General features: G+C 68.9%; 20 protein-coding genes. 13 read left to right on the top strand and 7 right to left on the bottom strand.

Annotation, left to right across the window (positions count from 1 at the left end; genetic code table 11):
- Positions 1-10: 10 nt before the first annotated feature.
- Positions 11-703, bottom strand: coding sequence for a MarR family transcriptional regulator (locus NVU01S_RS05815; protein WP_043672913.1), 693 nt, complete (start codon positions 701-703; stop codon positions 11-13).
- Between the two features lie 214 nt (positions 704-917).
- Between NVU01S_RS05815 and NVU01S_RS05810 the strand changes: the two genes are divergently transcribed.
- Positions 918-2120: a cytochrome P450 gene (locus NVU01S_RS05810; protein WP_043672915.1), complete on the top strand. Its 1203-nt coding sequence runs from the start codon at positions 918-920 to the stop codon at positions 2118-2120.
- 117 nt (positions 2121-2237) lie between these two features.
- Here the strand turns inward: NVU01S_RS05810 and NVU01S_RS44125 are convergent, their stop codons facing one another.
- A complete protein-coding gene (locus NVU01S_RS44125) occupies positions 2238-2606 on the bottom strand; it encodes an FHA domain-containing protein (protein WP_209444814.1) in 369 nt (122 codons plus the stop codon).
- A 1281-nt stretch (positions 2607-3887) separates the two neighbouring features.
- Here NVU01S_RS44125 and NVU01S_RS44120 point away from each other — a divergent pair.
- A complete protein-coding gene (locus tag NVU01S_RS44120; protein ID WP_167829401.1) occupies positions 3888-4481 on the top strand; it encodes a hypothetical protein in 594 nt (197 codons plus the stop codon).
- A 506-nt stretch (positions 4482-4987) separates the two neighbouring features.
- Here NVU01S_RS44120 and NVU01S_RS05800 read toward each other — a convergent pair.
- Complete coding sequence (locus NVU01S_RS05800) at positions 4988-5824, bottom strand: SDR family oxidoreductase (protein WP_043672920.1); 837 nt, start codon at positions 5822-5824, stop codon at positions 4988-4990.
- 147 nt (positions 5825-5971) lie between these two features.
- On the opposite strand from NVU01S_RS05800, the gene NVU01S_RS05795 reads away from it, so the two are divergent.
- The 4 genes from NVU01S_RS05795 (at position 5972) to NVU01S_RS05780 (ending at position 9509) form a co-directional block, all read left to right on the top strand.
- Entirely contained in the window at positions 5972-6652 is a 681-nt protein-coding gene (locus tag NVU01S_RS05795; protein ID WP_043672923.1) for a TetR/AcrR family transcriptional regulator, read from the top strand.
- A gap of 7 nt (positions 6653-6659) precedes the next feature.
- The gene (locus NVU01S_RS05790) at positions 6660-7205 is read left to right on the top strand and encodes a GNAT family N-acetyltransferase (RefSeq protein WP_237748273.1); all 546 of its coding nucleotides are present in this window, start codon (positions 6660-6662) and stop codon (positions 7203-7205) included.
- Between the two features lie 96 nt (positions 7206-7301).
- Complete coding sequence (locus tag NVU01S_RS05785) at positions 7302-8246, top strand: RNA polymerase sigma-70 factor (protein ID WP_043673100.1); 945 nt, start codon at positions 7302-7304, stop codon at positions 8244-8246.
- An 81-nt stretch (positions 8247-8327) separates the two neighbouring features.
- Positions 8328-9509, top strand: a complete 1182-nt coding sequence (locus tag NVU01S_RS05780; protein WP_043672925.1) for an NAD(P)/FAD-dependent oxidoreductase — start codon at positions 8328-8330, stop codon at positions 9507-9509.
- A 695-nt stretch (positions 9510-10204) separates the two neighbouring features.
- Here the strand turns inward: NVU01S_RS05780 and NVU01S_RS05775 are convergent.
- Positions 10205-11755, bottom strand: a complete 1551-nt coding sequence (locus NVU01S_RS05775; RefSeq protein WP_043672928.1) for a glycerol-3-phosphate dehydrogenase/oxidase — start codon at positions 11753-11755, stop codon at positions 10205-10207.
- 764 nt (positions 11756-12519) lie between these two features.
- Positions 12520-13167, bottom strand: a complete 648-nt coding sequence (locus tag NVU01S_RS05770; protein ID WP_373864185.1) for a TetR/AcrR family transcriptional regulator — start codon at positions 13165-13167, stop codon at positions 12520-12522.
- 98 nt (positions 13168-13265) lie between these two features.
- On the opposite strand from NVU01S_RS05770, the gene NVU01S_RS05765 reads away from it, so the two are divergent.
- Entirely contained in the window at positions 13266-14843 is a 1578-nt protein-coding gene (locus NVU01S_RS05765) for an FAD-binding oxidoreductase (RefSeq protein WP_043673103.1), read from the top strand.
- Entirely contained in the window at positions 14840-15796 is a 957-nt protein-coding gene (locus NVU01S_RS05760; RefSeq protein WP_043672934.1) for a diacylglycerol kinase, read from the top strand. The genes NVU01S_RS05765 and NVU01S_RS05760 overlap by 4 nt, the downstream gene beginning before the upstream one ends.
- Before the next feature lie 12 nt (positions 15797-15808).
- On the opposite strand, the gene NVU01S_RS05755 is transcribed toward NVU01S_RS05760, so the two are convergent.
- A complete protein-coding gene (locus NVU01S_RS05755) occupies positions 15809-16549 on the bottom strand; it encodes an AAA family ATPase (protein WP_052280754.1) in 741 nt (246 codons plus the stop codon).
- Positions 16550-16713: 164 nt separating this feature from the next.
- The gene (locus NVU01S_RS05750; protein WP_043672936.1) at positions 16714-17307 is read right to left on the bottom strand and encodes a helix-turn-helix domain-containing protein; all 594 of its coding nucleotides are present in this window, start codon (positions 17305-17307) and stop codon (positions 16714-16716) included.
- Between the two features lie 92 nt (positions 17308-17399).
- Here NVU01S_RS05750 and NVU01S_RS05745 point away from each other — a divergent pair, with 92 nt between their 5' ends.
- The 5 genes from NVU01S_RS05745 to ndk all read left to right on the top strand — a co-directional run bounded on the left by NVU01S_RS05745 (position 17400) and on the right by ndk (position 23564).
- The gene (locus NVU01S_RS05745) at positions 17400-18323 is read left to right on the top strand and encodes an NAD(P)/FAD-dependent oxidoreductase (protein ID WP_043672938.1); all 924 of its coding nucleotides are present in this window, start codon (positions 17400-17402) and stop codon (positions 18321-18323) included.
- 193 nt (positions 18324-18516) lie between these two features.
- The gene (locus tag NVU01S_RS05740; RefSeq protein ID WP_082032110.1) at positions 18517-21195 is read left to right on the top strand and encodes a valine--tRNA ligase; all 2679 of its coding nucleotides are present in this window, start codon (positions 18517-18519) and stop codon (positions 21193-21195) included.
- Positions 21192-22661, top strand: coding sequence for a bifunctional tetrahydrofolate synthase/dihydrofolate synthase (gene folC / locus NVU01S_RS05735; protein ID WP_416382766.1), 1470 nt, complete (start codon positions 21192-21194; stop codon positions 22659-22661). The genes NVU01S_RS05740 and folC overlap by 4 nt, the downstream gene beginning before the upstream one ends.
- A complete protein-coding gene (locus NVU01S_RS05730; protein ID WP_043672942.1) occupies positions 22658-23065 on the top strand; it encodes a DUF4233 domain-containing protein in 408 nt (135 codons plus the stop codon). Before folC ends, NVU01S_RS05730 begins: the two co-directional genes overlap by 4 nt.
- Positions 23066-23147: 82 nt before the next feature.
- Positions 23148-23564 (top strand): nucleoside-diphosphate kinase, encoded by a 417-nt coding sequence (gene ndk / locus NVU01S_RS05725; RefSeq protein WP_042253663.1) that lies wholly within the window; start codon positions 23148-23150, stop codon positions 23562-23564.
- The last annotated feature ends 497 nt before the right edge of the window (positions 23565-24061 follow it).

Below are 24061 nucleotides of genomic sequence, written 5' to 3'. Positions count from 1 at the left end.
ACGGCTGATCTCACGGGCGAGGCCAGCGTTCGACGACCTGGACCATCTGCTTGCCGAGATAATCGAGGTATCGGCTGATCTCGGTCAGGCGGGCACCGGCTCCCGTTGTCGCACCCAGTATTTCGGCACCGCGGCGCGCCGCCTCGACCCTCACCTCGGCAGCGCGCGCCAGGTTGAGCGTCGTGCGGTACCAGGTTTCGTCGTCGATGCAGTAGCGGTCCCGGCGGGCGTCACGTTCCCGGCGAATGAGATCCCGCTGCTCCAGAGCGGCGACGGCAGTGGAGATGGACGCGGGGCTGACTTCGAGCCAGCGCGCCAGCTCGGCGGCGGTGAGACTGCCGGAATCGGTGAGGTGCAGGCAGGTCATCACGCGCGCCTGCATCCGCGGCATGCCATCGTAGACGAACAACTCGGTGAACTGCGCCGCGAACTCGCGTACCGCCGCGCTGTCTGCCGCGAATTCCGCTGCGCCCGAATCCGATTGCGTGGCCACCGCCGCTTTACCACGCCGGGCACGCGCCTCGGTGGCCCGGTGTGCCCGTTCGGCGCGATAGCGACCGGGCCCGCCGTTGCGGTTCACTTCGCGGCTGACGGTCGACGACGGTCGTTCGAGCCGGCGTGCGATCTGGGCGTAGCCGAGTCCGGCGGACAGCCCGTCCGCGATACATTCCCGCTCGTGCAGGGTGAGCCTGCCTCCTGGCATCGGCGCGGTTCTCCTTCGGTCGCAGTGGCGTGCATTCAGCGCCAGCTCATTGCACGATTCGACGGTTCAGGCACATTCGGTGGCAAGGTCATTGCATCGCCGAAAGTGACTTTACCTGCATTGACGGTAACTATTCGTGCGTTCTCCGTTGAGCATTACCTGAATGCTACGTACGTTCCGTTCATCGTTGCCTCCCTGCACCAGAAGGAAATCGATGACCGAGCTGACCACCGTTTTCGCGATACCCTCCGACCGTCCTGCGGGTTGCCCGTTCGATCCGCCCGTCGAGCTGGGCGCGCTGCGGGCCCGGAATCCGCTGACCCGCATGGTGTTTCCGGACGGCCACCACGGCTGGTTGGCCACCGGATACGCCACCGTGCGCGCCATCCTGGCCGATCCGCGTTTCAGTGCGCGCGCCGAGCTCACGCACTCCCCGATCGTGGACCTCGGCCCGCTCCCACCGGCGCCGCCCGGTGACTTCCTCAACCTCGACGCTCCCGAGCACACGCGCTATCGAAAGCTGTTGGCCGGCAAGTTCACCGTGCGACGGATGCAACTGCTCACCGCGCACGTCGCGCAAGTCAGCGCCGAATACCTGGACGCTATGGAGACGTGCGGCGGCCCACTGGATCTGCTGACCGCGTTCGCGTATCCGATTCCGGCGCTGGTGATCTGCGAACTGCTCGGTGTACCGGACAATGACCGTCCTCGGTTCCAGCATCTGGTTGCCGATCTCGTCACCAAGATGAACGATCCGAACATTCCCCTCGAACAAGGACTGGCCGTTTTCGAGGAGGCGCGGCACTACATGCGGCGTTTGGCCGCCGACAAACGCCGCGCACCCACTGACGATCTGCTCAGCGAGCTGACCGCCACCGAGCTCGGCGAGGACGAACTCACCGGCGTCGCGGTGCTGCTGCTCATCGGCGGATTCGACACCACCGCGAACATGTTGGCGCTCGGCACTTTCGCGCTCCTGCGCCACCCTGAGCAGTTGTCCGCGTTGCGCGCCGACCCCGGCTCCGCCGATCGTGCGATCGAAGAGTTGATGCGATACCTGACTCTCGCGCACACCCTCACCCGGTCAGCCCTGCAGGATGTCGAGGTAGCCGGACAGATCATCAAAGCCGGTGAAACAGTCGCCCTTTCGGCGCACGCTGCCAACCGCGATCCGGCGCGCTTCCCCGACCCCGACACCCTCGATCTGCGGCGCAACGCCACCGGGCACCTGGGTTTCGGCCACGGCGTCCACCAGTGCCTCGGTCAGCAGCTGGCCCGAGTCGAACTCCGCACCGCCCTGCCCGCCCTGTTGTCGCGCTTCCCGACCCTGCGTCTTGCCGTCCCGCCGAACGAGGTCCCCCTGCGGCCCGAAGGTCTCGGCACCTATGGTGTCCAGCAACTCCCGGTGACCTGGTAGCGGGCTGGTCTGAGCCGGACGCATGATCACCAGGTAATCCTGGCGGCATCGCCCGAGTGCTCTCCGCCACCATTACCTGGTGATCAAGCGTCCATCTGGAATCGCGGATGGACGCGCTCAGGAAGCCGGGCGGTCGTCGGGGCGGTAGGTGAGGACGCGGTCGCTGATGCGGACGCTCCAGCCGGGGCGAAGTTCGGTGGGGGAGGTGGTGATTCGGGTCCACTGGTCGGTGCCGGGTGGGGCGATGAAAGTGCCGGAGGTGGCGGTGGCGTCGCGGACGAAGACTTTGCCGTCATCGACCGAGACGTAGGCGTGCACCCGCGAGACATGACGGTCACGTTGAATCACGATCGGCGCAGCGGTGGCGGCACGCACCGCGTCGTCGGCTTGGGGACCGCGCCCGATCACGTAGGGACGATCGAGCGGATACGCGGTGCCGTTCTCCAGGATCAGCGCGCCGACCGCCCGATCCAGCACCGGTCGCATCACCCGCAGTCCACGGTTCTCCGAAGGACGATGCAGCGCCACAGGTTCCGGCCGGCCACCCGGCTGCCGCGCCTGCGACCAGGCCAGCGGGCGATCCGCCGCAGCCTTGCTCCCGATAGGTGGACGTGGGCGCGGCAGTGGACGTCCCGGGCGTCGCGGATACGCGGCCGAACCACCTTGTGCCGCTGCGGAAGCGCCCGGCGTCGCGCTCGACCGACCAGCTGTTTTGGACGGTGCGTCCGAGCCCGGCGAAACACTCTGCGTCCCAGCGATATTCGATGACGAGCCCACGCGCGGTCGATCGGCTTCCGCCGGGGACGCCTCGGCATTCACGTTTGTAGATGAGCGCGTGCCGGCAGACGGCGCGACCGCATCGGATTCGCCGGTCGGCTCCGGCGTCGCGCCGAAACCCGAAGCGGCTGTGGCCTCGAGCTCGTCTGTGGAAATGGTGGGCCGTGCCCCGGCTGAGCCGCTCGCGCTGGGGCTCCCCGCCTTCTTCGCCGACGAGGCCGACTGTCGCTTCGCCGCAGCTGTCCCTTTCGGCCCGGCCCCAGCTGCCTCCGTGCTGGAGTCCGAGGCGGCCGCGAATCCTGCGGCGGCCGTCGGGTCGAGGGGGATGTCCGCTGAATTGCCTTCTGCCGCAGCAGGTTGCTTCGAAGACCCGCCCTGAACTGAGGTGGCGCGAGGGCGTTTCCCAGCAGCGCCTGTTGCCGAAGCCACGGTGATACCCGCAGCCGCGGTCGGCTCCGGCTCGACCATCGGGGTGCGGCCCGCACCCTTCGCCGACGAACGTTCCGTCCCCACCGCGTTAGAGCGTTGGGCCGATGAGCCGGACGCACCGTTTGTGGTCGCAGTGGCGGTGTGCAGTTGCTGCGCGGCTGGGTCTGCCGCTGTGGCGGTGATACCCGCAGCCGAATCCGGCTCGACCGCCGCCGTGCCACTACTTGCACTCGATGCGGAACTTCCCGACGAACGTCCTGCGGCGGCTACTGCGTCAGAGCGTTGGACCGACGTGCCGGACGCACCGTCAGCGGTGGCGGTGTGCAGTTGTTGGGTGTTGGAGACACCAGGGACGGCATCCTGTTCGCGTGCGCTGTTCAACGAGACGGCGCGAGATCGGTTCGCGTTGGCGCGGGTGTCGGAGGCACCCGACGTGGTCGTGCGGCCGCGTTCGTCGGTCGGCGTGGCGGCGCGCGGATCGTTTGTGTTGGCGTGGGGACCAGCTGAGGCGGTGGTGGGTTCTGGTTCGCTGGTCGATGAGGCGGGGCGGGTGCGAGCGCGGTGGGCGGTGAGGTCTACGGCGGGGGGTGGGGTTTCGGCGGGACGGCGCGGAGTTTTTGCGGCGCGGCGGAGTGCGGCATTCAGGACGAAACCACCGCCGGGGGCGATGCCGGCGCGGAGGTCGGTGCGGGGCAACGCTTTCAGGGCGGCGGTGCCGGCCGCGCCGATCGTGATGCGGCGGAACGGTTCGCGGACGATCTCGTCGACCCAGGTGAAGGCGCGGGTGCCGTCGAGGCGCCGGGTGCCTTCGGCGCCGTTGATCTCGGCGAACACCGGTCCACGCAGCAGGATGAGGGTGCCGTCGTCGGTGGGTGCGAGCACGCCGAAGTGTTGCGGTTCGGCGGTGCCGGCGAAGACCACGGCCGCGAGACGTTGGGCCAGGGCCGCGCCGGGGCGGTCGAACTCGGCGACTGCCTCGATCGTGCCGAGAATTCGCTCGGTGGAAGCGGTTTCACCCGACAGATAGACGACAATGCCACCGAAGCGCGCGACCAGGCCGTTGCCCGGCGCGATACCCACGGTGGACGGTTTGCTGCGCACCCGCGCCCTCCTTCCCGGCGCACTACCGACTTTCGAAGCCAGCATAGAGCGTGAACCTGAGGCAAACCGGTGCCTTGAACCGTGCGTGACCACCGAACTCCCGCCGTCCCAACCCACCGCGGATTGATCTTCCCCGGCCGAATTCGACACCCCGGGTACACATCTGACCCCCACCCGCACAACCGCCCGACCAGCGACAACCCGATCATCCACGCTATTCACCCACACGCCCCACTGTGGCCACCATCTCCTCCGCAACCACCCCGCCCACTTCCCGAACACGCCAACTGCCGCACATGGGCGGCTCGACCCCGCGGGTAGGGCCGATCAATGCACTCGCGCGTTGCCGGCACATCTCTGCCGCGGTGGCGAGAGCGCTCGCCGACTTCGCGTATTGCGACCCGGCCCGCGAGGTCGCCGACGAGACTGTCCATCGGCTTGCGCCCGACGAGACTGTCCCCGGCCCGCCACGGCGACGAGGGCGCTCGATGGTGGCGCATACCGTGACCGGGCTCGAGGCACCGGACGTTTCATACGGGTGGATCGCAGACCTGCACCGGTCAGTTCTGGAATTCGGCGGCGTGCTCCTGCAACCATGTGGTGAAGGTGCGGGGTGGCTGGCTGGTGAGGGTGGTGACGGTGTCGGTGAGTGGGATCGGGACGCCGTCGTGGCGGCGCCAGTGCTCGAGCAGGCCGTCGGCGACGAAACCTGGCATATGGGGTGCCATCTGTTCCTTCCATTCCTCAGCGGTGATTTCGGCGATCGGGACGGGGCGGCCGAGGACCGAGGCGACGCGGTCGAGTTGTTCGCGGAAGGTCAGCGCTTCGGGACCGGTCAGACTGTGTTGGCCGCCACGGTGTTTCGGCGCGGTGAGCACCGCGTGGGCGCAGGCGGCGATATCGCGTTCGTGGATCGGCTCGGCGTAGGCGTTCGGGTAGGGGAGGCTGACGGGCTGTCCGGCCTTGATCGGCCCGGCCCAGAATCGCGCGTTGCCCGCGAAGGTGCCGGGGCGCAGCACGGTGACGGTCATCGGTGCGTCGGCGAGCCCGATCTCGGTGTCCAGGTGTGCTTTTCCGATCGGGTTGTTCGCCGCATCGGGACCGAGCACCGAGGCCGACGAGAGCAGCACGATGTGCTCGACGCCGGCTTCGGTTGCGGCGGCGACGAATTCGGTGATCGCCGCGGGTTCGGCGTAGAGGAACACCGCGTCGACGCCGGACAGTGCGGCGGGAAACGTGCTCGGGTCGGTCAGGTCGCAGGCGAGGGCGGGGACATCGGCGGGCAACGCCAATTCTTCGGGTCGCCGCGAGCCGACACGGACGGAATGGCCGTCGGTGCGCAGCAGATCCAGCAGATGGGTGCCGACCGCGCCGCGGCCGCCGGTGATGAGAAACATGGGAAGTCCTTGGTGAGTAGCGCTCGCCGATCGGCGCGACGGCGGATCCGAGCGAAAAGGTTGACGAACGTTGTTCGTTCGAGTGAAACGATACGAGACGAACGCTGTTCGTGTCAAACACTGTTCGTAATGGCGTATGCTCGCCCTATGAAAGAAGCGCCTGTGAGCCGTCGAGCGCGCCCGGCCAAGGCGCCGCTGAGCCGCGAGGTGATCATCGAGACCGGGCTGCGCATCCTGGACCAGGACGGCCTCGCCGCCCTGACCATGCGCCGGGTCGCCCAGGATCTCGACACCGGTGCGGCTTCGCTGTACGTCTACGTCGCCAATCGCGACGACCTGATGGCGGCCATGCTCGATCATGTGCTCGGCATGATCGAGCAACCGGTCGGCGGCACCTGGCGCGAACGGCTCGTCGAGCTGGTGCACTCGGCGATTGCGGTGATGAGCAGGCACGAGGGGGTCGCGCTGGTCGCGCTCGGCGCCATCCCCACCGGCGAGAACGCGCTGGCGCTGGTCGATCGCATGCTCGCGCTGCTCGCCGAGGGCGGGGTGGCCGAGCAGACCAACTCCTGGGCCGTGGACCTGCTGTTCCTCTACATCACCGCGGCCGCCGCCGAGCAGAGCGCCTACAACACCAAGGGCATGCGCGCCGACCAGCACATCGCGGAGGTCACCGCGCGCTATGCCGCGCTCCCCGCCGACCGCTATCCGATGGTCGTGTCGATGCGCGAATCCTTGACCTCCGGCGACGGTGACGCCCGCGCACAGTGGGCACTTCAGGTGCTCATCGACGGCATTCTCGGCACACCGGTCACCTGGACCCGATAATGGGTGCGTGTCTGTGATCCGTCCGGCGACCGAGGATGACCTGCCTGCCCTTCAGCAAATCGAGATTGCGGCGGGAAAACCGTTCGCCGAAATCGGGATGACCGCTGTCGCGGAGGACGACCCGCCCGCACTGGAGATACTGCGCGAGGCCCAGCAGGCCGGGCGCGTCTGGGTGTGGACCGACGACGCCGACCCGCCGATCGGCTACCTGATGGCCGAGCTGGTCGACGGCGACGTGCACATCGACCAGGTCTCGGTGCACCCCGACCATCGCGGCAGGCGGATCGGCAAACAGTTGATCGACCATGCCGTCCGCTGGGCGAAAGCCCGAGGGACGCAGGCGATGACGCTCACCACGTTCACCGAGGTGGCCTGGAACGGGCCGTACTACGAGCGGATCGGGTTCCGCTACCTCCCCGACGAGGAACAGACGCCCGGCCTGCACGCGATCCGCGACGCGGAAGCCGCGCACGGTCTGGACGACTGGCCCCGGGCCTGCATGCGCGCGGACCTCGACGCCTGGTCGTTCGACGAAACCGCCTCGGGCAGTTGAGCTGTCGCTGACCTGCGGTGTTCGTGGGCGCATCGGCGGATCGGCCGGGCCGGGGGCGGGTGGACGCGCCAGGCCTGCATGGCCGACCATGGGGTCATGTCGCTCAGCATGCAAGAGGCCGATCTGTTCGAGGGTTACCGGGGCCGCCTGGAGGCGATCGCCTACCGGCTCCTCGGGTCGGCCGGCGATGCCGAGGACGCGGTGCAGGACGTGTACCTGCGCTGGCACGCGGCGGACCGGACGCTGATCGAGACGCCCGTGGCCTGGTTGACGAAGGTGCTCACGAACATCTGCTTGAACCAGCTGACCTCGGCTCGGGCGCGCCGGGAAACCTATGTGGGACAGTGGCTTCCGGAACCCGTCCTGGCCGGCGACCGGATCCTGGGTCCGGCCGACAGCGCCGAGCAGCGCGAGTCCGTCTCGATGGCGATGCTCACCCTGATGGAACGGCTCTCGCCCAATGAGCGGGTCGTGTACGTGCTGCGGGAAGCTTTCGGGTATTCCCATCGCGAAATCGCCGAGCTGCTCGACCTCACCGAAGCGAACTGTCAGCAGATCTATCGACGTGCCAAACAGCATCTCAGCGATGAGCGGGCCCGCGCCGAGATCGATACGGTCGCGGCCCGCAAGGTCGTCGAGGAATTCCTTGCCGCCGCGCTCAGCGGTGACACCGACTCGCTGATCCGGTTACTCACCGACGACGCGGTCAGCGTGGCCGACGGCGGCGGCCGGGTGCATGCCCGGAAGACCCCGGTGCTGGGTGCGCTGCAGATCGCGCGCTACCTGCGTGGACTGTTCCGGCGGACCGAGGGCAAACGCGAGATGATCGGCGGCACCCCGGCCTTCTATGCCGTCGTCGCCAACGGTGCGCCCGCGCTGCTCGTGGAGGTCGACGCGCAGGTGATCGGCGTTTTCTGCCTCGACGCGACCCCCGCGGGCGTCGCCCGAATCCACATCCAGGTCAACCCCGAGAAGCTGACCCACCTGACGCGGCAGTGGACGGCGAGCGAACAGCCGCAGCCGCTCGACTGGACGTGGTGACGCAGCTCTCATCCCTTACCTGTCAGGGATTGTGCGGCTGTCCGGTTCAGGAGGTGAGCACAACCCAGATAGGAGCGAGCCATGAAGCATCGCATTGTCGTCCTCGGCGCCGGATACGCCGGAGCCAACACCGCCGGCCGCCTCGCCAAGCGGCTGCACGGTGACGACGTCGAGATCACCTTGGTCAACGCCGACACCGAATTCGTCGAGCGGATCCGCTTGCATCAGCTCGCGAGCGGACAGGACCTGCCGTCGCGGCCGTTGCGCGCGGTCTTCGCGGGCACCGGTGTGCAGGTTCGGACCGCCTGGGTGACCGCGGTGGACGTCGACCGCAAGACCGTCGACCTGGTCGGCGAGCACGGCCACGACACCCTCGGCTACGACACCCTCGTGTACGCGCTCGGCAGCACCACCACCGATCACGGCGTTCCCGGCGTCGCCGAGCATGCCTACGACATCGCGGGGAAGCAGGCCGCGTCGCGGCTGCGGGCACGGTTGGCCGAACTGACGCCCGGTGCGACGGTGTTGATCGTCGGCGGTGGCCTGACCGGTATCGAAGCGGCCACCGAGATCGCCGAGGCGTATCCCGAACTGGCCGTGGCGATCGCCGCCCGCGGCGGTGCCGGCGACTGGCTCAGCGAGAAGGCGCAGCGGCACCTGGACCGCGTGTTCGACCGGCTCGGCATCACCGTGCACGAGAATGCGGATGTCGCGCGCGTCGAAGCGAACGCCGTGGTCACTGCCGCCGGGGAGCTTCCGGCCGATGTGACCGTGTGGACCGCCGGTTTCACCGTGCATCCGATCGCGGCCGCCACCACTCTGGAGGTGTCCGAGACCGGTCGGATCGTCGTCGACGCCGGCATGCGCTCGGTCTCACACCCCGACGTGTACGCGGTCGGTGACGCCGCGATCGCCGCCGGTGTGGGCGGCAAACCACTCCGGATGGCTTGCGCCACAGCAACTCCCATGGCGTGGCTGGCCGCCGACGTCCTCGCCGCGCGGCTGACCGGACGCAAAGTGCCGGAGACCACGATCGGATACGCGTTGCAGTGCGTCAGCCTCGGCCGCCGCGACGCGATCGTCCAGCGGGTGACACCTGCCGACGAGGTCACCTCCACCGTCCTCACCGGCCGGATCGGCGCCCGCATCAAAGAGTTGATCTGCGCGAGCACCGCCTGGAGCATCTCGCATCCGACGATGATGATGCCCACCCGCCGTCGGCACATCGTCGCTGGGGTGGAGAGCCCCATCCGCACCGTGTGAGCCGAAACCGGTTGGGCGGGGCGGATGTTCAGACGCTGCAGCCGACGAGGTGACGTCGTCGGCTGCAGCGTTCCCATCAGTGGCCGTGTCCGGGGTTCCGTCAGTGGCTGTGTCCGGGGTTCCGGCGGTGGTCGTGTCCGGGGTTCCGGCGGTGGTCGTGTCCGGGGTTCCGGCGGTGGTCGTGTCTGGCGTTCCCACTGGTGGCCGTGTCCGGGGTTCCCACTGGTGGTCGTGCCTGGCGTTCCCGCTGGTGGCTGTGTCTGGTGTTCTCGCTGGTGGCTGTGTCCGGGGTTCCCGCTGGTGGCCGTGCCTGGCGTTCCCGCTGGTGGCCGTGCCTGGCGTTCCCACTGGTGGTCGTGTCTGGCGTTCCTGGCGGTGGCCGTGTCTGGTGTCGCGGCTGGTGGTCGTGTCCGGTGTTCTCGCTGGTGATCGCGCCGGGTGTTGCCGCTGGTGATCACGCCCGGAGCCCATGCCCGGAGCCCATGCTCGGAGCCTGCGTCTCGTAGTGGCTTCCGCCCGCGACTGCCGGGGTCGATCCGCTCCCAAGCGGCACAGGGGTGGCTCTCGCACGGGTTCTGTGTTCGCGCACGCGCTGTGGCCTGCCATAGCGCGTGCGCGAACGCAGAAGGGGTGCGACCTGGGCGGGCGCGGGATCCCCGGCCGGGGGAGCGCCGTCGCCGGTAACCCGCGGACCGTCAGGTGGCGGGGGCCAGGGCCGCGACGGCGGCGGGGGTGGCGGCTGTGCGGTCGGCGGGTACGAGGCCTATGCGGGTGCGGCGGTCCAGCAGGTCGTCGGGCGTGAGGGCACCCTCGTGGGTGACTGCGAAGGCGAATTCGGCGGCGGTGACGTCGATTCCGGGGGCGACGGGGTCGGAGAGGGACGGGTTGGCTTGTGCGGCAGCGAGAATGGTTGCGGCCTCACTGCCGTAGCGGTCGATCAGGGTGGGTGGTGCATCGATGCGATCGCGCTCTGCGCCGGATACCGCGCCCACCAACGGCAGTCGCCGGGTGCGGCAGGGGCCGGCGGTGAGCGCGGCGTGCGAAACCGCGGCGTCGACGGCATCCTCGGCCATGCGGCGGTAGGTGGTCAGTTTGCCGCCGACGATGGTGATGACACCGGTCGGCGAGGTCAATACCGCGTGCTTGCGGGAGATGTCGGCGGTGCTGTCGTCGGCGGTTTTCAACAGCGGGCGCAGACCGGCGTAGCTGCCGCGGATATCCGCCCGCGTCAACGGTTCTCGCAGCGCGGTATTGATCGTGTCGAGCAGGAAGTCGATCTCGGTCTCGGTGGGTTTCGGTTCGTCGGGCACCGGGCCGGGCGCGTCCTCATCGGTCAGGCCGAGGTAGACCCGGCCGTGCGCGGCGGGGAAGGCGAAGACGAATCGACTCGTACTGCCGGGCACCGGCACCGTCAGCGACGCGGTGAGGCCTCCGAATGCGGCGGCGTCGAACACCAGATGGGTGCCACGACTGGGACGCAGCCCGATACTCGGGTCGACCTCGTCGGCCCAGACACCGGTCGCGTTCACCACCGCGCGGGCGCGAACGGTCAGGCTCGCACCGCTGAGGGTGTCTCGTAGGGTGGCCGAATTACCGGTCACATCAAGGGCTTCCACGCGCGTCAGCACGCTCGCCCCCTGCGCTGCCGCGGTGCGCGCCAGCGCGACCACCAGGCGGGCATCGTCGACGAGCTGTCCGTCCCAGGCTTGGAGCCCGCCGCGTAAGCCCGCGCGCCGAACCGTCGGCGCGAGGCGCAGCGCCTCTGCCGCGGCGACCCGGCGGGACCGGGGCAGGATCGCCGCAGGGGTGCCCGCCCCGCGACGCAACAGATCGCCCGCCACGAAACCGGCTCGGACGAGCGCGCTTTGCGCCGCGCCGATACCGGGCAGCAGCGGGACGAGCTGGGGGAGCGGTCGCACGAGATGCGGTGCGGTGGTGCGGATCAGGATGCCGCGTTCGACGGCGCTCTCGTGTGCGATGCCGACCTGACCGCTGGCGAGGTAACGCAACCCCCCGTGCACGAGCTTGGAACTCCAGCGGCTGGTGCCGAACGCGAGATCGTGCCGCTCGACCAGCACGGTGCGCAGCCCGCGCGCGGCCGCGTCCAGCGCTGCGCCTGCGCCCGTGACCCCGCCGCCGATGATCAGCAGATCGATCTGCTGATCATCGCCGAGCTGTCGCAGCTCGCGGGCGCGCCGTTCCCCGTTGAGGGCCGATTCTCCGGTGCCCACCGAATTCCTAGTCATCGCACTACCTTTCCGATATCGATGGCATCGCCTGCGCGCCGCCCAGCAGTCGTGTGCGGCAGCCCCTGAACCGAGTAGGGCACCCCCCGAAACGCGCCGGGCGGCAACCTGAACCCCGCCGGGCGGCAACCTGAACCGCGCGGGGCACAACCCGAACCGAGCGTGGGGCGCAACCCGAGCCGGGTGGGGCGCCACCTGAACGGCGTCGGGGGGAGCAACCTTGAATCGCGTGGGGGAAACCCGAACGGCGTGGGGGCAACTTGAACCGCGTGGGGGAACCTGAACCGCGCGGGGCACAACCCGAACCGAGCGTGGGGCATGACCCGAACCTCGTGGGGGCAACCGAACCGCGTGGGCGTAACCCAAACCGGGTGGGGCACCCCCGCAACCGCGCCGGGCCAACTTGAACCGCGCGGGGGGAAACCCGAACGGCGTGGAGCAACTTGAACCGCGTATGGGCGACCCGAACGGCGTGGGGAACAAACCTGAACCGAGCGTGGGGCGTGACTCGAACCTCGTGGGGGCAACCGAACCGCGTGGGCGTAACCCGAGCCGGGTGGGGCACCCCCCGAACCGCGCCGGCCAACTTGAGCCGCGCGGGGGAAACCCGAACGGCGTGGGGCAAGCTGAACCGCCCGGGGGCAAACCTGAGCGGCGTGGGGGGGCAACCTGAACCACGTGGGGCGTAGCCCGAACCGCGTGGAGCGTAGCCCGAACCGCGTCCGGGGCAACCCGAACCGCTTGGCGCACAACCTGAACCGTCTTCACCGGGGTGCACCCGGAACGAGGTAGCCGTTGATCGCGTGGCGCAGTTCGGCGTCGAGTTCGGTGCCGCGCAGCATCGGCGCGACCGTGCCCGCGGATTGCACGGCGGATTGCGCGATCAGTAGCAGCATGGTGGCCAGGTGTTCCGGGTCGCCTGCGCGAATCGAGCCGTCCTGCTGGCCTTCTCGGATTCCGGCCGCGAACAGTTCGATCAGGGCGCGTTGGTTGCGGCCGAGCCGGCCGAACACGTAGGTGAGCATCAGGTCGGTGTCGGTGCGGAAGATTTTGCCGAACAACGAGTTCGAGCGCACCGTCGCGGCGCCGGCGACGATGCCCTCGACCAATCGGGCCCGCCCGGTGCCCGCGCGCGGCATGGTGTCGGTGACGATCGCGCGCAGCTCGCGCACCAGCAGCTCGGCCACCAGCGCACCGGTGTCCGGCCATCGGCGGTAGACGGTCGGCCTGCTGACGCCGGCCCGCCGGGCCACCTCGGTGAGGGTGGTGCGCCGCACGCCGAATTCCTCGACGCAGCGGCGCGCGGCCTCGAAGATCGCGAGGTCGATCGCGGAGGGGGCGGTGTCGGCGGACTCGTCCGGAGCGGTCAAGGTGTCACCTCGGGTCGGCGGCTCATCGTTACTACTTGACATTCTATGTCAAACTGTAACGCATGGTCGAGACGCAGAAGCACACCGGCGAGGAACCGACTCCCGCGCAGAACTCGGGCGTAACCGAGGCCGCGGCGGGTATGGTCTGGGATGCCTGGGGCATTCCCGCCGGACACAAGCCGCTGTCGGCACAGATCCGGAACCTCTTGACGCAGGTGTTCGGAGTGTCCGGCGACCCGGTGGCGCGCCGCGATGAGGGCGATGTGCTGCTCCGCGAGTCGGCGCTCACGCCGGACCAGCGAGACGGGTTGGCCGGGGTGGTCGGCGCGGACAATGTGTCGGCCGACCACCGCGACCGGTTGCGCCACGCGGGCGGTAAGAGCACCTTCGACCTGCTGCGCCGTCGTGCCGAAGAGCCGCAGGACGCGCCCGACGCCATCGTCGCCCCCGCCGACCACGCGCAGGCCTTGGCTGTGCTGGCCTACTGCGCCGAGCAGGGGATCGCCGTGGTGCCGTTCGGCGGCGGAACGAGCGTGGTGGGCGGCGTCGACCCGGTCCGCGGTCGTTTCGACGCCGTGATCGCGGTGGACCTGCGCAGGCTCGATACCGTCACCGACGTCGACCCGATCAGCGGCCTGGTAACCCTCGGCGCCGGTCTCACCGGTCCGCGCACGGAGCAATTACTTGCCGCGCAAGGGCTTTCGCTCGGCCACTTTCCGCAGAGCTTCGAGTTCGCCACCATCGGCGGTTTCGCGGCAACCCGATCGTCCGGTCAGGCGTCCGCGGGGTACGGCCGCTTCGACGACATGGTGCAGCGGCTGAAGATCGCCACCCCCAGCGGCACAGTGGAACTCGGCCGCGCGCCGGCGTCCGCGGCGGGCCCGGATCTGCGTGAGTTGTTCGTCGGTTCCGAAGGCGCGCTCGGCGTGATCACCGAGGTGACGGTGCGGGTGCACCCGGTGCCGGAAACCGTTGCGTACCGAGCGTGGTCTTTCCCCGACTTCGAAACCGGCACCGCCGCACTGCGTTCGGTGGTGCAGGCGGGGGCGGCACCGACCGTGCTGCGCCTGTCCGACGAGGCCGAAACCGGCATCAACCTAGCGCGCGCGGGCGATATCGGCGGCAATGCCGTCACCGGTTGCCTGGCCATCACCACATTCGAGGGCAGCGCGGCGCACGTCGCGGCGCGCAGTGCCGAGGCGGGGGGGTTGCTGGCCGCGGCGGGCGGCACCGATCTCGGCGAAACTCCGGCCCGGGAATGGGAACACGGCCGCTTCGGCGCGCCCTACATGCGTGACGCGCTGCTCGATGTCGGCGTGCTGTGCGAAACCCTGGAGACCGCGACGATCTGGTCGAACGTGCCGGTGCTCAAGGCGAAGGTCACCGCGGCGCTCACCGACTCGCTCGCCGGTCAGGGCACCCCGCCGCTGGTCATGTGCCACATCTCGCACACCTACCCGACGGGCGCCTCGCTGTACTTCACCATCGTCGCCAAACAGCTCGACGATCCGATCGCGCAGTGGCACATCGCGAAACAGGCCGTCGGCGACGCGATCGTGGCGGCGGGCGGCACCATCACCCATCACCACGCGGTCGGCACCGATCATCGGCCTTGGCTACCCGCCGAGATCGGCGATCTCGGGGTGCGCGTGCTGCGCGCGGTAAAAGCCGAAGTGGATCCTGCGGGCATCCTCAATCCTGGAAAGCTGGTTCCGTGACACAGGATTCATCCCGCAGCGCGCGTTCGGTCACCGTGGTGACCAATCCGCGGTCCGGGCACGGCAAGGGCCACGACGTCGCGGATGCGGCTTTGGCGCGGCTGCGCGCGCGTGGCGTCGAGATCACCGAGGTGCGGGCGCCTTCCGCCGCCGAATCGGTACGGCAGGTTCGGGATTCGATCGAACGGGACCGCCCGGACGCGGTGGTCTGCATCGGCGGCGACGGTCTGGTGAACGTGATCCTCGCCGCCGTCGCCGAAACGGGCGTGCCGCTCGGCATGATTCCGGCGGGCACCGGCAACGATCTCGCCAGGGAACTCGGCATCCCGACCGAGGATCCGGTGGCCGCCGCCGATGTCGTGCTCGACGGGCGCGAGCGCGCCATCGATCTCGGCCGGATCGACGCGCCGGTACCGGGTTCGGCGCCGACCTGGTTCGCCACCGTGTCCGGCACCGGGTTCGACGCCAGGGTCAGCCTGCGCGCGAACCGGATGAGCTGGCCGAAAGGCCGTCTGCGCTACACCGTGGCGGCACTGGCCGAGATCTCGCGCCTGTTCCCCGTGCCTTACCGGATGGCTTTGACCGGCGCGGTCACCGACGGACTGACCAACCCCGGCGGCGGCTCGAACCTGGAGATCGACGCGGTGATGGTCGCGATCGGCAACACCCGCACCTACGGCGGGGGCATGCTGATCTGCCCGGACGCGGAGATGGACGACGGGCTGCTCGATCTGACCGTCGTCGGCGCGCTGTCGCGCCGCGAGATGCTGCGGCTGCTGCCCGCGCTGTCGGCGGGCAAGCGGCAGATCCACCCGAAGGTCACCCAGTATCGCGCCGCGGAGATCACGCTCGCCGCACCCGACACCCCGGCCACGGCCGACGGCGAACCGGCGGGCGCGCTGCCGATCACGGTGCGTGCCGTGCGCGGCGCGCTCACCGTGCTGGTGCCGTGAGCGCGTAATCCGCTACGCGGCGAAGGTGACTCGGCGCATCCGGTTGACCGTGCGCCGGTCGACGATCACCAGCGACTCCGGCGCGGGCCGCATGGTCTGCCCGGAGCGCAGCCGTTCCATCAGCTGACGCCAGCGAAAGCAGTGCAGCACGAATGTCATTCGGTTGGATCGCCGCCCCCGCGCGTGCTGACCGGCCTTGGCCACGGTGGCGGGCACGTCGAGCAGGATCACGTGCAGTTCGCGGCCGTATCCGGCGGCCCAGAACGAGATCACCCGTCGCGCCCACCCGACGGTGGCGCAGTCGTGGATCACCACCGGACCGTCCGTATCGCGCAGTGCCGCATGGATTCCGGCGAAATGTGCGACGTGCACCACCGGCCGCCACAGCGCGTAGGGCAGCCAGCCGAGCCGGTGCCGCAACCGATTGCGGACCTGGAGCGAATCGAGCACCACCGAACCTTCCGGTCCGCCGGACGGCTGCTCGGCGTCGGTGTCGGTGCCGAAGAAACGGCGCAGCACGGTGCTTTTTCCCGCGCCCGGCAAACCCGCGACGACCAGGGCCGCGGTTGCGGGGTACTGCAATTCATCGATGGAACTACCCCGCAGGTCGTGCACGGCGTCGGGGGCGAAGACGGGCGGCACCACTTCCGTGGCGAGCAGGTCCGCGGGCGGCCAGTCGGCCTCGGCGGGTAGCGCGGCTTCGGCGAGCGGGAGCACGGCTTCGTCGGCGTACGTGTCGAGCGGGGGCTTCACCTCTTCCAGCGTCCCCAATCGTCTTCGGCGTCGCAACGGGGAATACCCTGGTTTTTCACTGAGATTCCCCTGAAGGCGACTACCGGATCCGTTCACACTCTCCAGCGTCCGCATCTCGAGCCGATCTGGCAAGAACGGACAATACGGACACAGCTGAATTGTGATCAATCCGTGCGGCCCCGGCGGGGCCGGGCCCGCAGGTGCATCCGCTCGCCCTGACTGCCGAAGAGGCTGAGCAATTCCACCGGACCGCGGCCGGCACTGCCGAACCAATGCGGTTGCCGGGTATCGAATTCGGCGGCTTCACCGGGGCCGAGCACGACATCGTGCTCGCCGAGGATCATCCGCAACTGGCCGGACAGGACATAGAGCCACTCGTAGCCCTCGTGCACCCGCGCCTCCGGTTCGGTGCGATCGGCGGGCAGCACCATCTTGAAGGCCTGCAACGGTCCGGGCTGCCGGGTGAGCGGAAAGACGGTGATACCGTTGATCTTCCGCGCGGGAGCGTGCACCCGCGGATCGGCGTTGCGGGGGGCGGCGACGAGTTCGTCGAGCGGTACCTGCAGGGCCTGCGCGATCGGCAGCAGCAATTCGAGGCTGGCGCGGCGCTGGCCGGATTCCAGCCGCGACAGTGTGCTCTTGGAGATCCCGGTCGTCTCGGCCAAGGCGGTCAAGGTGACTTTGCGCTGGGTGCGCGCCGCTTTGAGCCGGGGACCGATGTCGGCGAGCGTCGCGGCGATGGTCGGCTGGTTCTCCATCACTCCAGTGCACCTCGATTTCCCGGAATTGGCAATAATGGTTGCCGTAACAGGACGCGGAGCGGCACGCTGTCGACGGAGGTGATCACTGGATGAACGAGATATACGAGGTAGTGGTGGTCGGCGGGGGCGCGGCGGGACTGTCCGCGGCGCTGGTGCTGACCAGGTCGCGACGCCGGGTCGCGGTGGTGCGCGGGGGACCGGCGCGCAATGCGCCCGCCGAGCACATGCACGGGTTCCTCTCGCGGGACGGCATGCCGCCCGGCGAACTGCTGAGCGCCGGCGCGGCCGAGGTCGCGGGCTACGGGGGCGAGCTGATCGATGATGTCGTGACGAAGGCCGAAAAGATCGAGGGGAGTGCGGATTTCACCGTCCGGCTGGCGAGCGGCCGGGTACTGACGGCGCACCGGTTGCTGATCGCGACCGGTCTGCGCGATGAACTGCCGGACCTGCCCGGCGTGCGGGAACGGTGGGGCGCCGAGGTGCTGCACTGTCCGTACTGCCACGGCTACGAGGTGCGTGACCAGCCGCTGGGCTTGCTCGGCGGGGCGGACCCCCGGGTGCTGCACCTCGCGTTGCTGCTGCCGCAATGGTCCGCCGACGTGGTCCTGTTCCCGCACACCATGGCACTGTCCGACGCCGACCGTGCGCGGCTCGCCGCGGTGGGCGTGCGGATCGTCGAGGGTACGGTCGCCCGGCTGGTGGTGGACGGCACGTTGCGCGCAGTGGAACTGACCGACGGCCGGACCATTGCGCGCGCGGCGCTGTTCGTCGCGCCGCGTTTCGTGCCGGAAGCCGATCTGCTGCACGGGCTCGGCTGCGAATTCGATGACAAGGGATGGGTGCTCGCCGACCCCGCGGGGCGCACCAGCGTGCCCGGAGTCTGGGCCGCGGGGAACGTCGCGAACGCCGCGGCTCAGGTGGTCGTCGCGGCGGGCGCGGGCTATACCGCCGCGGTCGACATCAACGGTGATCTGGCCCTGGCGGCCGCCCAAATGCCCGTTTCGACGGGTTAGCCGGGGCGGTATCGTCCGAAGCTGAGAATTCCGTATGGATTCCGGAACACTTCCAGCTGGGACGGTAAGCTATCAGTTGTAGGCGGAGTCTTCGGTGTCCCTCATCCACCGAAGACTCCGCCTTACTTTTTGTTTGTGCGCGCACCCCCCGCCCCTGCGGAATTCCGTTGAGCCCGACTACTAGAATCGTCGGGTGACCAGCGCAGCCCCTGACAATCCACGTAATCGTGCCGATGCCCTTCCCAAGAGCTGGAACCCCGGCGAGGTAGAGGCCTCGATGTACGAGCGCTGGGTAGCCGCTGGCTATTTCGAGGCGGACGTCACCAGCGACAAGCCGCCGTACTCCATCGTGCTACCCCCGCCGAACGTCACCGGCAACCTGCACATCGGCCATGCCCTCGACCACACCCTGATGGACACCCTCACCCGCCGCAAGCGCATGCAGGGCTACGAGGTGCTGTGGCTGCCCGGCATGGACCACGCCGGAATCTCCACCCAGACAGTGGTGGAGAAGCAGCTGGCCGTCGACGGCAAGACCAAGGAAGACTTCGGCCGCGAGCTGTTCATCGACAAGGTGTGGGACTGGAAGCGCGAATCCGGTGGCGCCATCCAGTGGCAGATGCGCGCGCTCGGCGACGGCGTCGACTGGAGCCGGGACCGATTCACCCTCGACGACGGCCTGTCCCGCGCCGTGCAGACGATCTTCAAGCGGCTCTACGACGCCGGGCTGATCTACCGCGCCGAGCGACTGGTCAACTGGTCACCCGCGCTGCGCACCGCCATCTCCGATATCGAGGTCAAGTACGAGGACGTCGAAGGCGAGCTGGTCTCGCTGCGGTACGGCTCGCTCGACGACAACGAACCGCACGTGATCGTCGCGACCACCCGCGTCGAGACGATGCTCGGCGACACCGCGGTGGCCGTGCATCCGGACGACCCGCGCTACCGGGCGCTGGTCGGCACCACCCTGGAACACCCCATCACCGGCCGGCAGATCCCGATCATCGCCGACGACTACGTCGATCCCGAATTCGGTTCCGGCGCAGTGAAGATCACCCCCGCGCACGATCCGAACGACTTCGAGATGGGCGTGCGGCACAGCCTGCCGATGCCGAACATCATGGACGAGCGCGGGCGGATCGTCGATACCGGAACCGAATTCGACGGCATGGACCGCTTCGAGGCGCGCGTCGCGGTGCGCGAGCGGCTCGCGGCCGAGGGCCGAGTGGTCGCCGAGAAGCGGCCGTACCTGCACAGCGTCGGGCATTCCGAGCGCAGCGGTGAGCCGATCGAACCGCGCCTGTCCATGCAGTGGTGGGTCAAGGTCGAGACGCTGGCCAAGGCCGCCGGTGACGCGGTGCGCAACGGCGACACCGTGATTCACCCGGCCAGCTCCGAGCCGCGCTGGTTCGACTGGGTCGACAACATGCACGACTGGTGCATTTCGCGGCAGCTGTGGTGGGGTCACCGCATCCCGATCTGGTACGGCCCCGAGGGCGAGGTGCTGTGCGTCGGTCCCGACGAGACCGCGCCCGAGGGCTACGTGCAGGACCCGGACGTGCTCGACACCTGGTTCTCCTCCGGGCTGTGGCCCTTCTCCACGCTGGGCTGGCCGGACGCCACACCGGAACTGGAAAAGTTCTATCCGACGAACGTGCTCGTCACCGGCTACGACATCCTGTTCTTCTGGGTGGCCCGGATGATGATGTTCGGCACCTTCGTGGCCGACGACCCGGTGCTCACCGCGGGCAAGAACGGTGCGCGCCAGGTGCCGTTCAAAGATGTGTTCCTGCACGGCCTGATTCGCGATCAGTACGGCAAGAAGATGTCCAAGTCGCGCGGCAACGGCATCGATCCGCTGGTGTGGATCAACGAATACGGCGCGGACACAGTGCGTTTCACGCTGGCGCGCGGTGCCCAGCCGGGCAGCGACGCGGCGGTCGGGGAACAGCACGCGCTCGCCTCGCGCAGTTTCGTGACGAAGTTGTTCAACGCCACCAAGTTCGCGCTCATGAACGGCGCGCACACCGGGGCGCTGCCGGATCGTGCCACGCTCACCGATGCCGACCGCTGGATCCTGGACCGGCTCGAAGAGGTGCGCGCCGAAGTGGATTCGGCCTTCGACGCCTACGAGTTCAGCAAGGCCTGCGAGGCGCTGTACCACTTCGCCTGGGACGAATTGTGTGACTGGTACCTGGAATTGACCAAGGTGCAGTTCGCGGCCGAGGAGACCCGCGCCGAATCGACCAGGGTGGTGCTCGGCACCGTGCTGGACGCGGTGCTGCGGCTGCTGCACCCGGTCATCCCGTTCGTCACCGAATCGCTGTGGCAGGCGCTGACCGGCGGCGAATCCCTGGTGGTCGCGGCCTGGCCGCAGGCCACCGGCGTGCCGACCGATCAGGTTTCCGCGCAACGGGTTTCGGACACCCAACGGCTCATCACCGAGATCCGCCGGTTCCGCAGCGACCAGGGTCTGGCGGACAAGCAGAAGGTGGCGGCCAAACTCAACGGTCTCGACGCGGCCGGACTGACCGACCTGCACGCACCGGTGGCGAACCTGGCCCGGCTCACCGAACCCGGCGCCGATTTCGCGGCGACCGCCTCGCTGGAGGTCCGGCTGAGCGCGGCCACCGTCACGGTGGAGCTGGACACCTCCGGTGCGGTCGATCTGGATGCCGAACGTCGCCGTCTGGAAAAGGATCTGGGCGTCGCGGAGAAGGAGGTGGCCACCACCACGGCCAAGCTCGGCAACGAGGCCTTCCTCGCCAAGGCGCCGGAACCGGTGGTCGCCAAGATCAAGACGCGGCAAGAGATCGCCACCGCCGAGGTGGCCCGGATCAGCGCCCGGCTCGCGGAACTGAGCGGCAAATGAACCACGAACCGGAGCCGCAATACGGCGACGAACTGCGGCACCCGGCGGCGGGGCCGCGGCTGAGCTCCGGTCCGTCGCCGGTCGAACTCGCCGAAATGGCGTTGGTGGAAGCCGAACTCGACACCCGCTGGCCGGAAACCAAGATCGAGCCCTCGCTCACCCGGATCGCCACCCTGATGGATCTGCTCGGCTCGCCGCAGCACAGCTATCCGGCGATCCACGTGGCGGGCACCAACGGCAAGACCTCGGTGACCAGGATGATCGACGCCCTGCTCACCGCGCTGCACCGGCGCACGGGCCGGATCACCAGCCCGCACCTGCAACTGGCCACCGAGCGGATCAGCATCGACAACGCGCCGATCAGCCCGGCCAAATACGTGGAGACCTACCGCGAGCTGGTGCCGTTCATCGAGATGATCGATGCGCAGTCGGCCGACGCCGGCGGCCCGCCGATGAGCAAGTTCGAGGTGCTCACCGGCATGGCGTTCGCCGCGTTCGCCGAAGCGCCGATCGATGTCGCGGTGGTGGAGACCGGCCTGGGCGGCACCTGGGACGCCACCAACGTGATCGATGGGCAGATCGCGGTGATCACCCCGATCGGCATGGACCACACCGATTTTCTCGGCACCGATCTCACCAGCATCGCGGGAGAGAAGGCCGGCATCATCAAACGCGCACCGGACCTGTTGATTCCGCGCGACACCGTCGCGATCATCGCGGAGCAGGACCCGGAGGCGATGGACGTGCTGCTGCGCCGTGCCGTCGAGGTCGACGCCGCAGTGGCCCGCGAGGGCGGCGAATTCCGGGTGCTCGCCCGCCAGATCGCGGTCGGCGGCCAGCAACTCGAATTACAGGGTCTCGGTGGCGTTTACGACGAGATCTTCCTGCCGCTGCACGGCGAGCACCAGGCGCGCAACGCGGTGCTCGCGCTCGCCGCGGTCGAGGCCTTCTTCGGCGCGGGCGCCGACCGGCAGCTCGATATCGACGCCGTGCGTGCGGGTTTCGCGAACGTGACCAGTCCTGGCCGGCTGGAGCGGATGCGCAACGCGCCGACCATCTTCATCGACGCCGCGCACAATCCCGCGGGCGCACAGGCACTCGCGGCCACCCTGACCGCGGAGTTCGACTTCCGTAAGCTGGTCGGTGTGGTCGCGGTACTGGCAGACAAGGACGCCGACGGCATCCTCAGCGCGCTGGAGCCGGTGTTCGACGAAATCGTCGTGACCAACAACGGTTCCCCGCGCGCGATGGACGTGGACGTGCTCGCCGATCTCGCGGTCCAGCGCTTCGGCGACGAGCGCGTGATCACGGCCTCGACCCTGCCGGACGCGCTGGAGTCCGCCATCGCCATCGCCGAAGAGGTCGGTGAGGCCGGGGAGATGGTGTCCGGCGCGGGCGTCGTGGTGACCGGCTCGGTGGTGACCGCGGGCGCGACGCGCGCACTGTTCGGAAAGGACCCGGCATGACCGACGAGACCGGTTCGGTGCCACCGCCCGCCACGGACCCGTGGAAGGGCTTCCGCGGCGTCATGGCGGGCACCCTCGTGCTCGAGGCGATCGTGGTGCTGCTCGCGCTGCCGGTCGTCGGTTCGGTCGGCGGCGGGGTGACCTGGTGGTCGGGGACCTACCTCGTCGTGCTCGCCATCGTGATGTTCCTCGGCGCCGGACTGCAGGGCCGCCCCTGGGCGATGCCGTTCAATCTGGGCCTGCAGGTTCTGGTGTTGCTCGGCACCTTCATCCATCTCTCCATCGGCATCATCGGCATCGTCTTCGCCGTGGTGTGGGGCTTCATCCTGGTGCTGCGCGCGGACGTGCGCGGCCGGATCGAGAAGGGTTTGCTGCCGAGCCAGCGGCTCCCGCGTTCCTCGTGAATCGGGTCCGGGAAAGGTCCGTCGCGGTCGCGACGGAACCGCGGGTTCGGTACCCGGTGGGGGTGCCGGTTAGAGTGTCGCCGTGACTGAGCAGACGTTGGTACTCATCAAGCCGGACGGTGTGGCCCGTGGCCTCGTCGGCGAGGTGCTGGTACGCATCGAGCGCAAGGGCCTGAAGATCGCGGCTCTCGAACTGAAGCACGTGTCCGAGGACCTGGCCAAGGGCCACTACGCCGAGCACGCCGAGAAGCCGTTCTTCGGCTCCCTGATCGAATTCATCACCTCCGGTCCGGTCGTCGCGGCCATCCTGGAGGGGCCGCGCGCCATCGCGGCGTTCCGGCAGATCGCCGGCGGCACCGACCCGGTCGAGAAGGCCGTGCCCGGCAGTGTGCGTGGCGACTTCGCCCTGGAGACCCAGGAGAACCTGGTGCACGGGTCCGACTCGCCCGAATCCGCCAAACGAGAGATTGCTCTCTGGTTCCCCGAGTTCCGTATTTAACCGACAGTTGCCGACCCCGCCCGGTCGCGCGCTACTGCCGCGGCCGGGCCATCGACACCAATGGCGGCAGTGCCGCCGACGTGCGCGAGCGCAGCGAGGGCAACAGCGCCCCCGGCGTGCGGCGAAGCTGAGCGTCAGCGCAGCGAAGCCGTGAGGGAGCGCAGCGAAGCCGTGCGCCGCGGCGTACTCGTCGCGCGTGGTGTGGGATACTTGGAAGCGGTTGCTGTTGATGCCGACTGTTCGCGCAGGTACGCGGATGATCGGGACGATCGCAACCGGATGACACACCGCGGTTCGATGCCGATCATCGCTGCCACGGACAAAAGGCCCGGTTGCGCGGGCCCGCTGTTCGCGTCGGCACGCTGGATGAGCGCTCACACCGTGGAGTTCAGCCAACAGCCAGGCGCCGCGTGACCAGTTAGCCCAACCGACGATCGACATGGTGATAACCGGACATGCGGGGCGAGACCAGATGACCTTGCGCCGAGCGGCGTGAG

Origin of the sequence: Nocardia vulneris, assembly GCF_001613425.1 — a bacterium.
Lineage (GTDB): Bacteria > Actinomycetota > Actinomycetes > Mycobacteriales > Mycobacteriaceae > Nocardia > Nocardia vulneris.
Note: the sequence above shows the minus strand (reverse complement) of the source record. Positions and strands in the feature narration are given on the sequence as shown.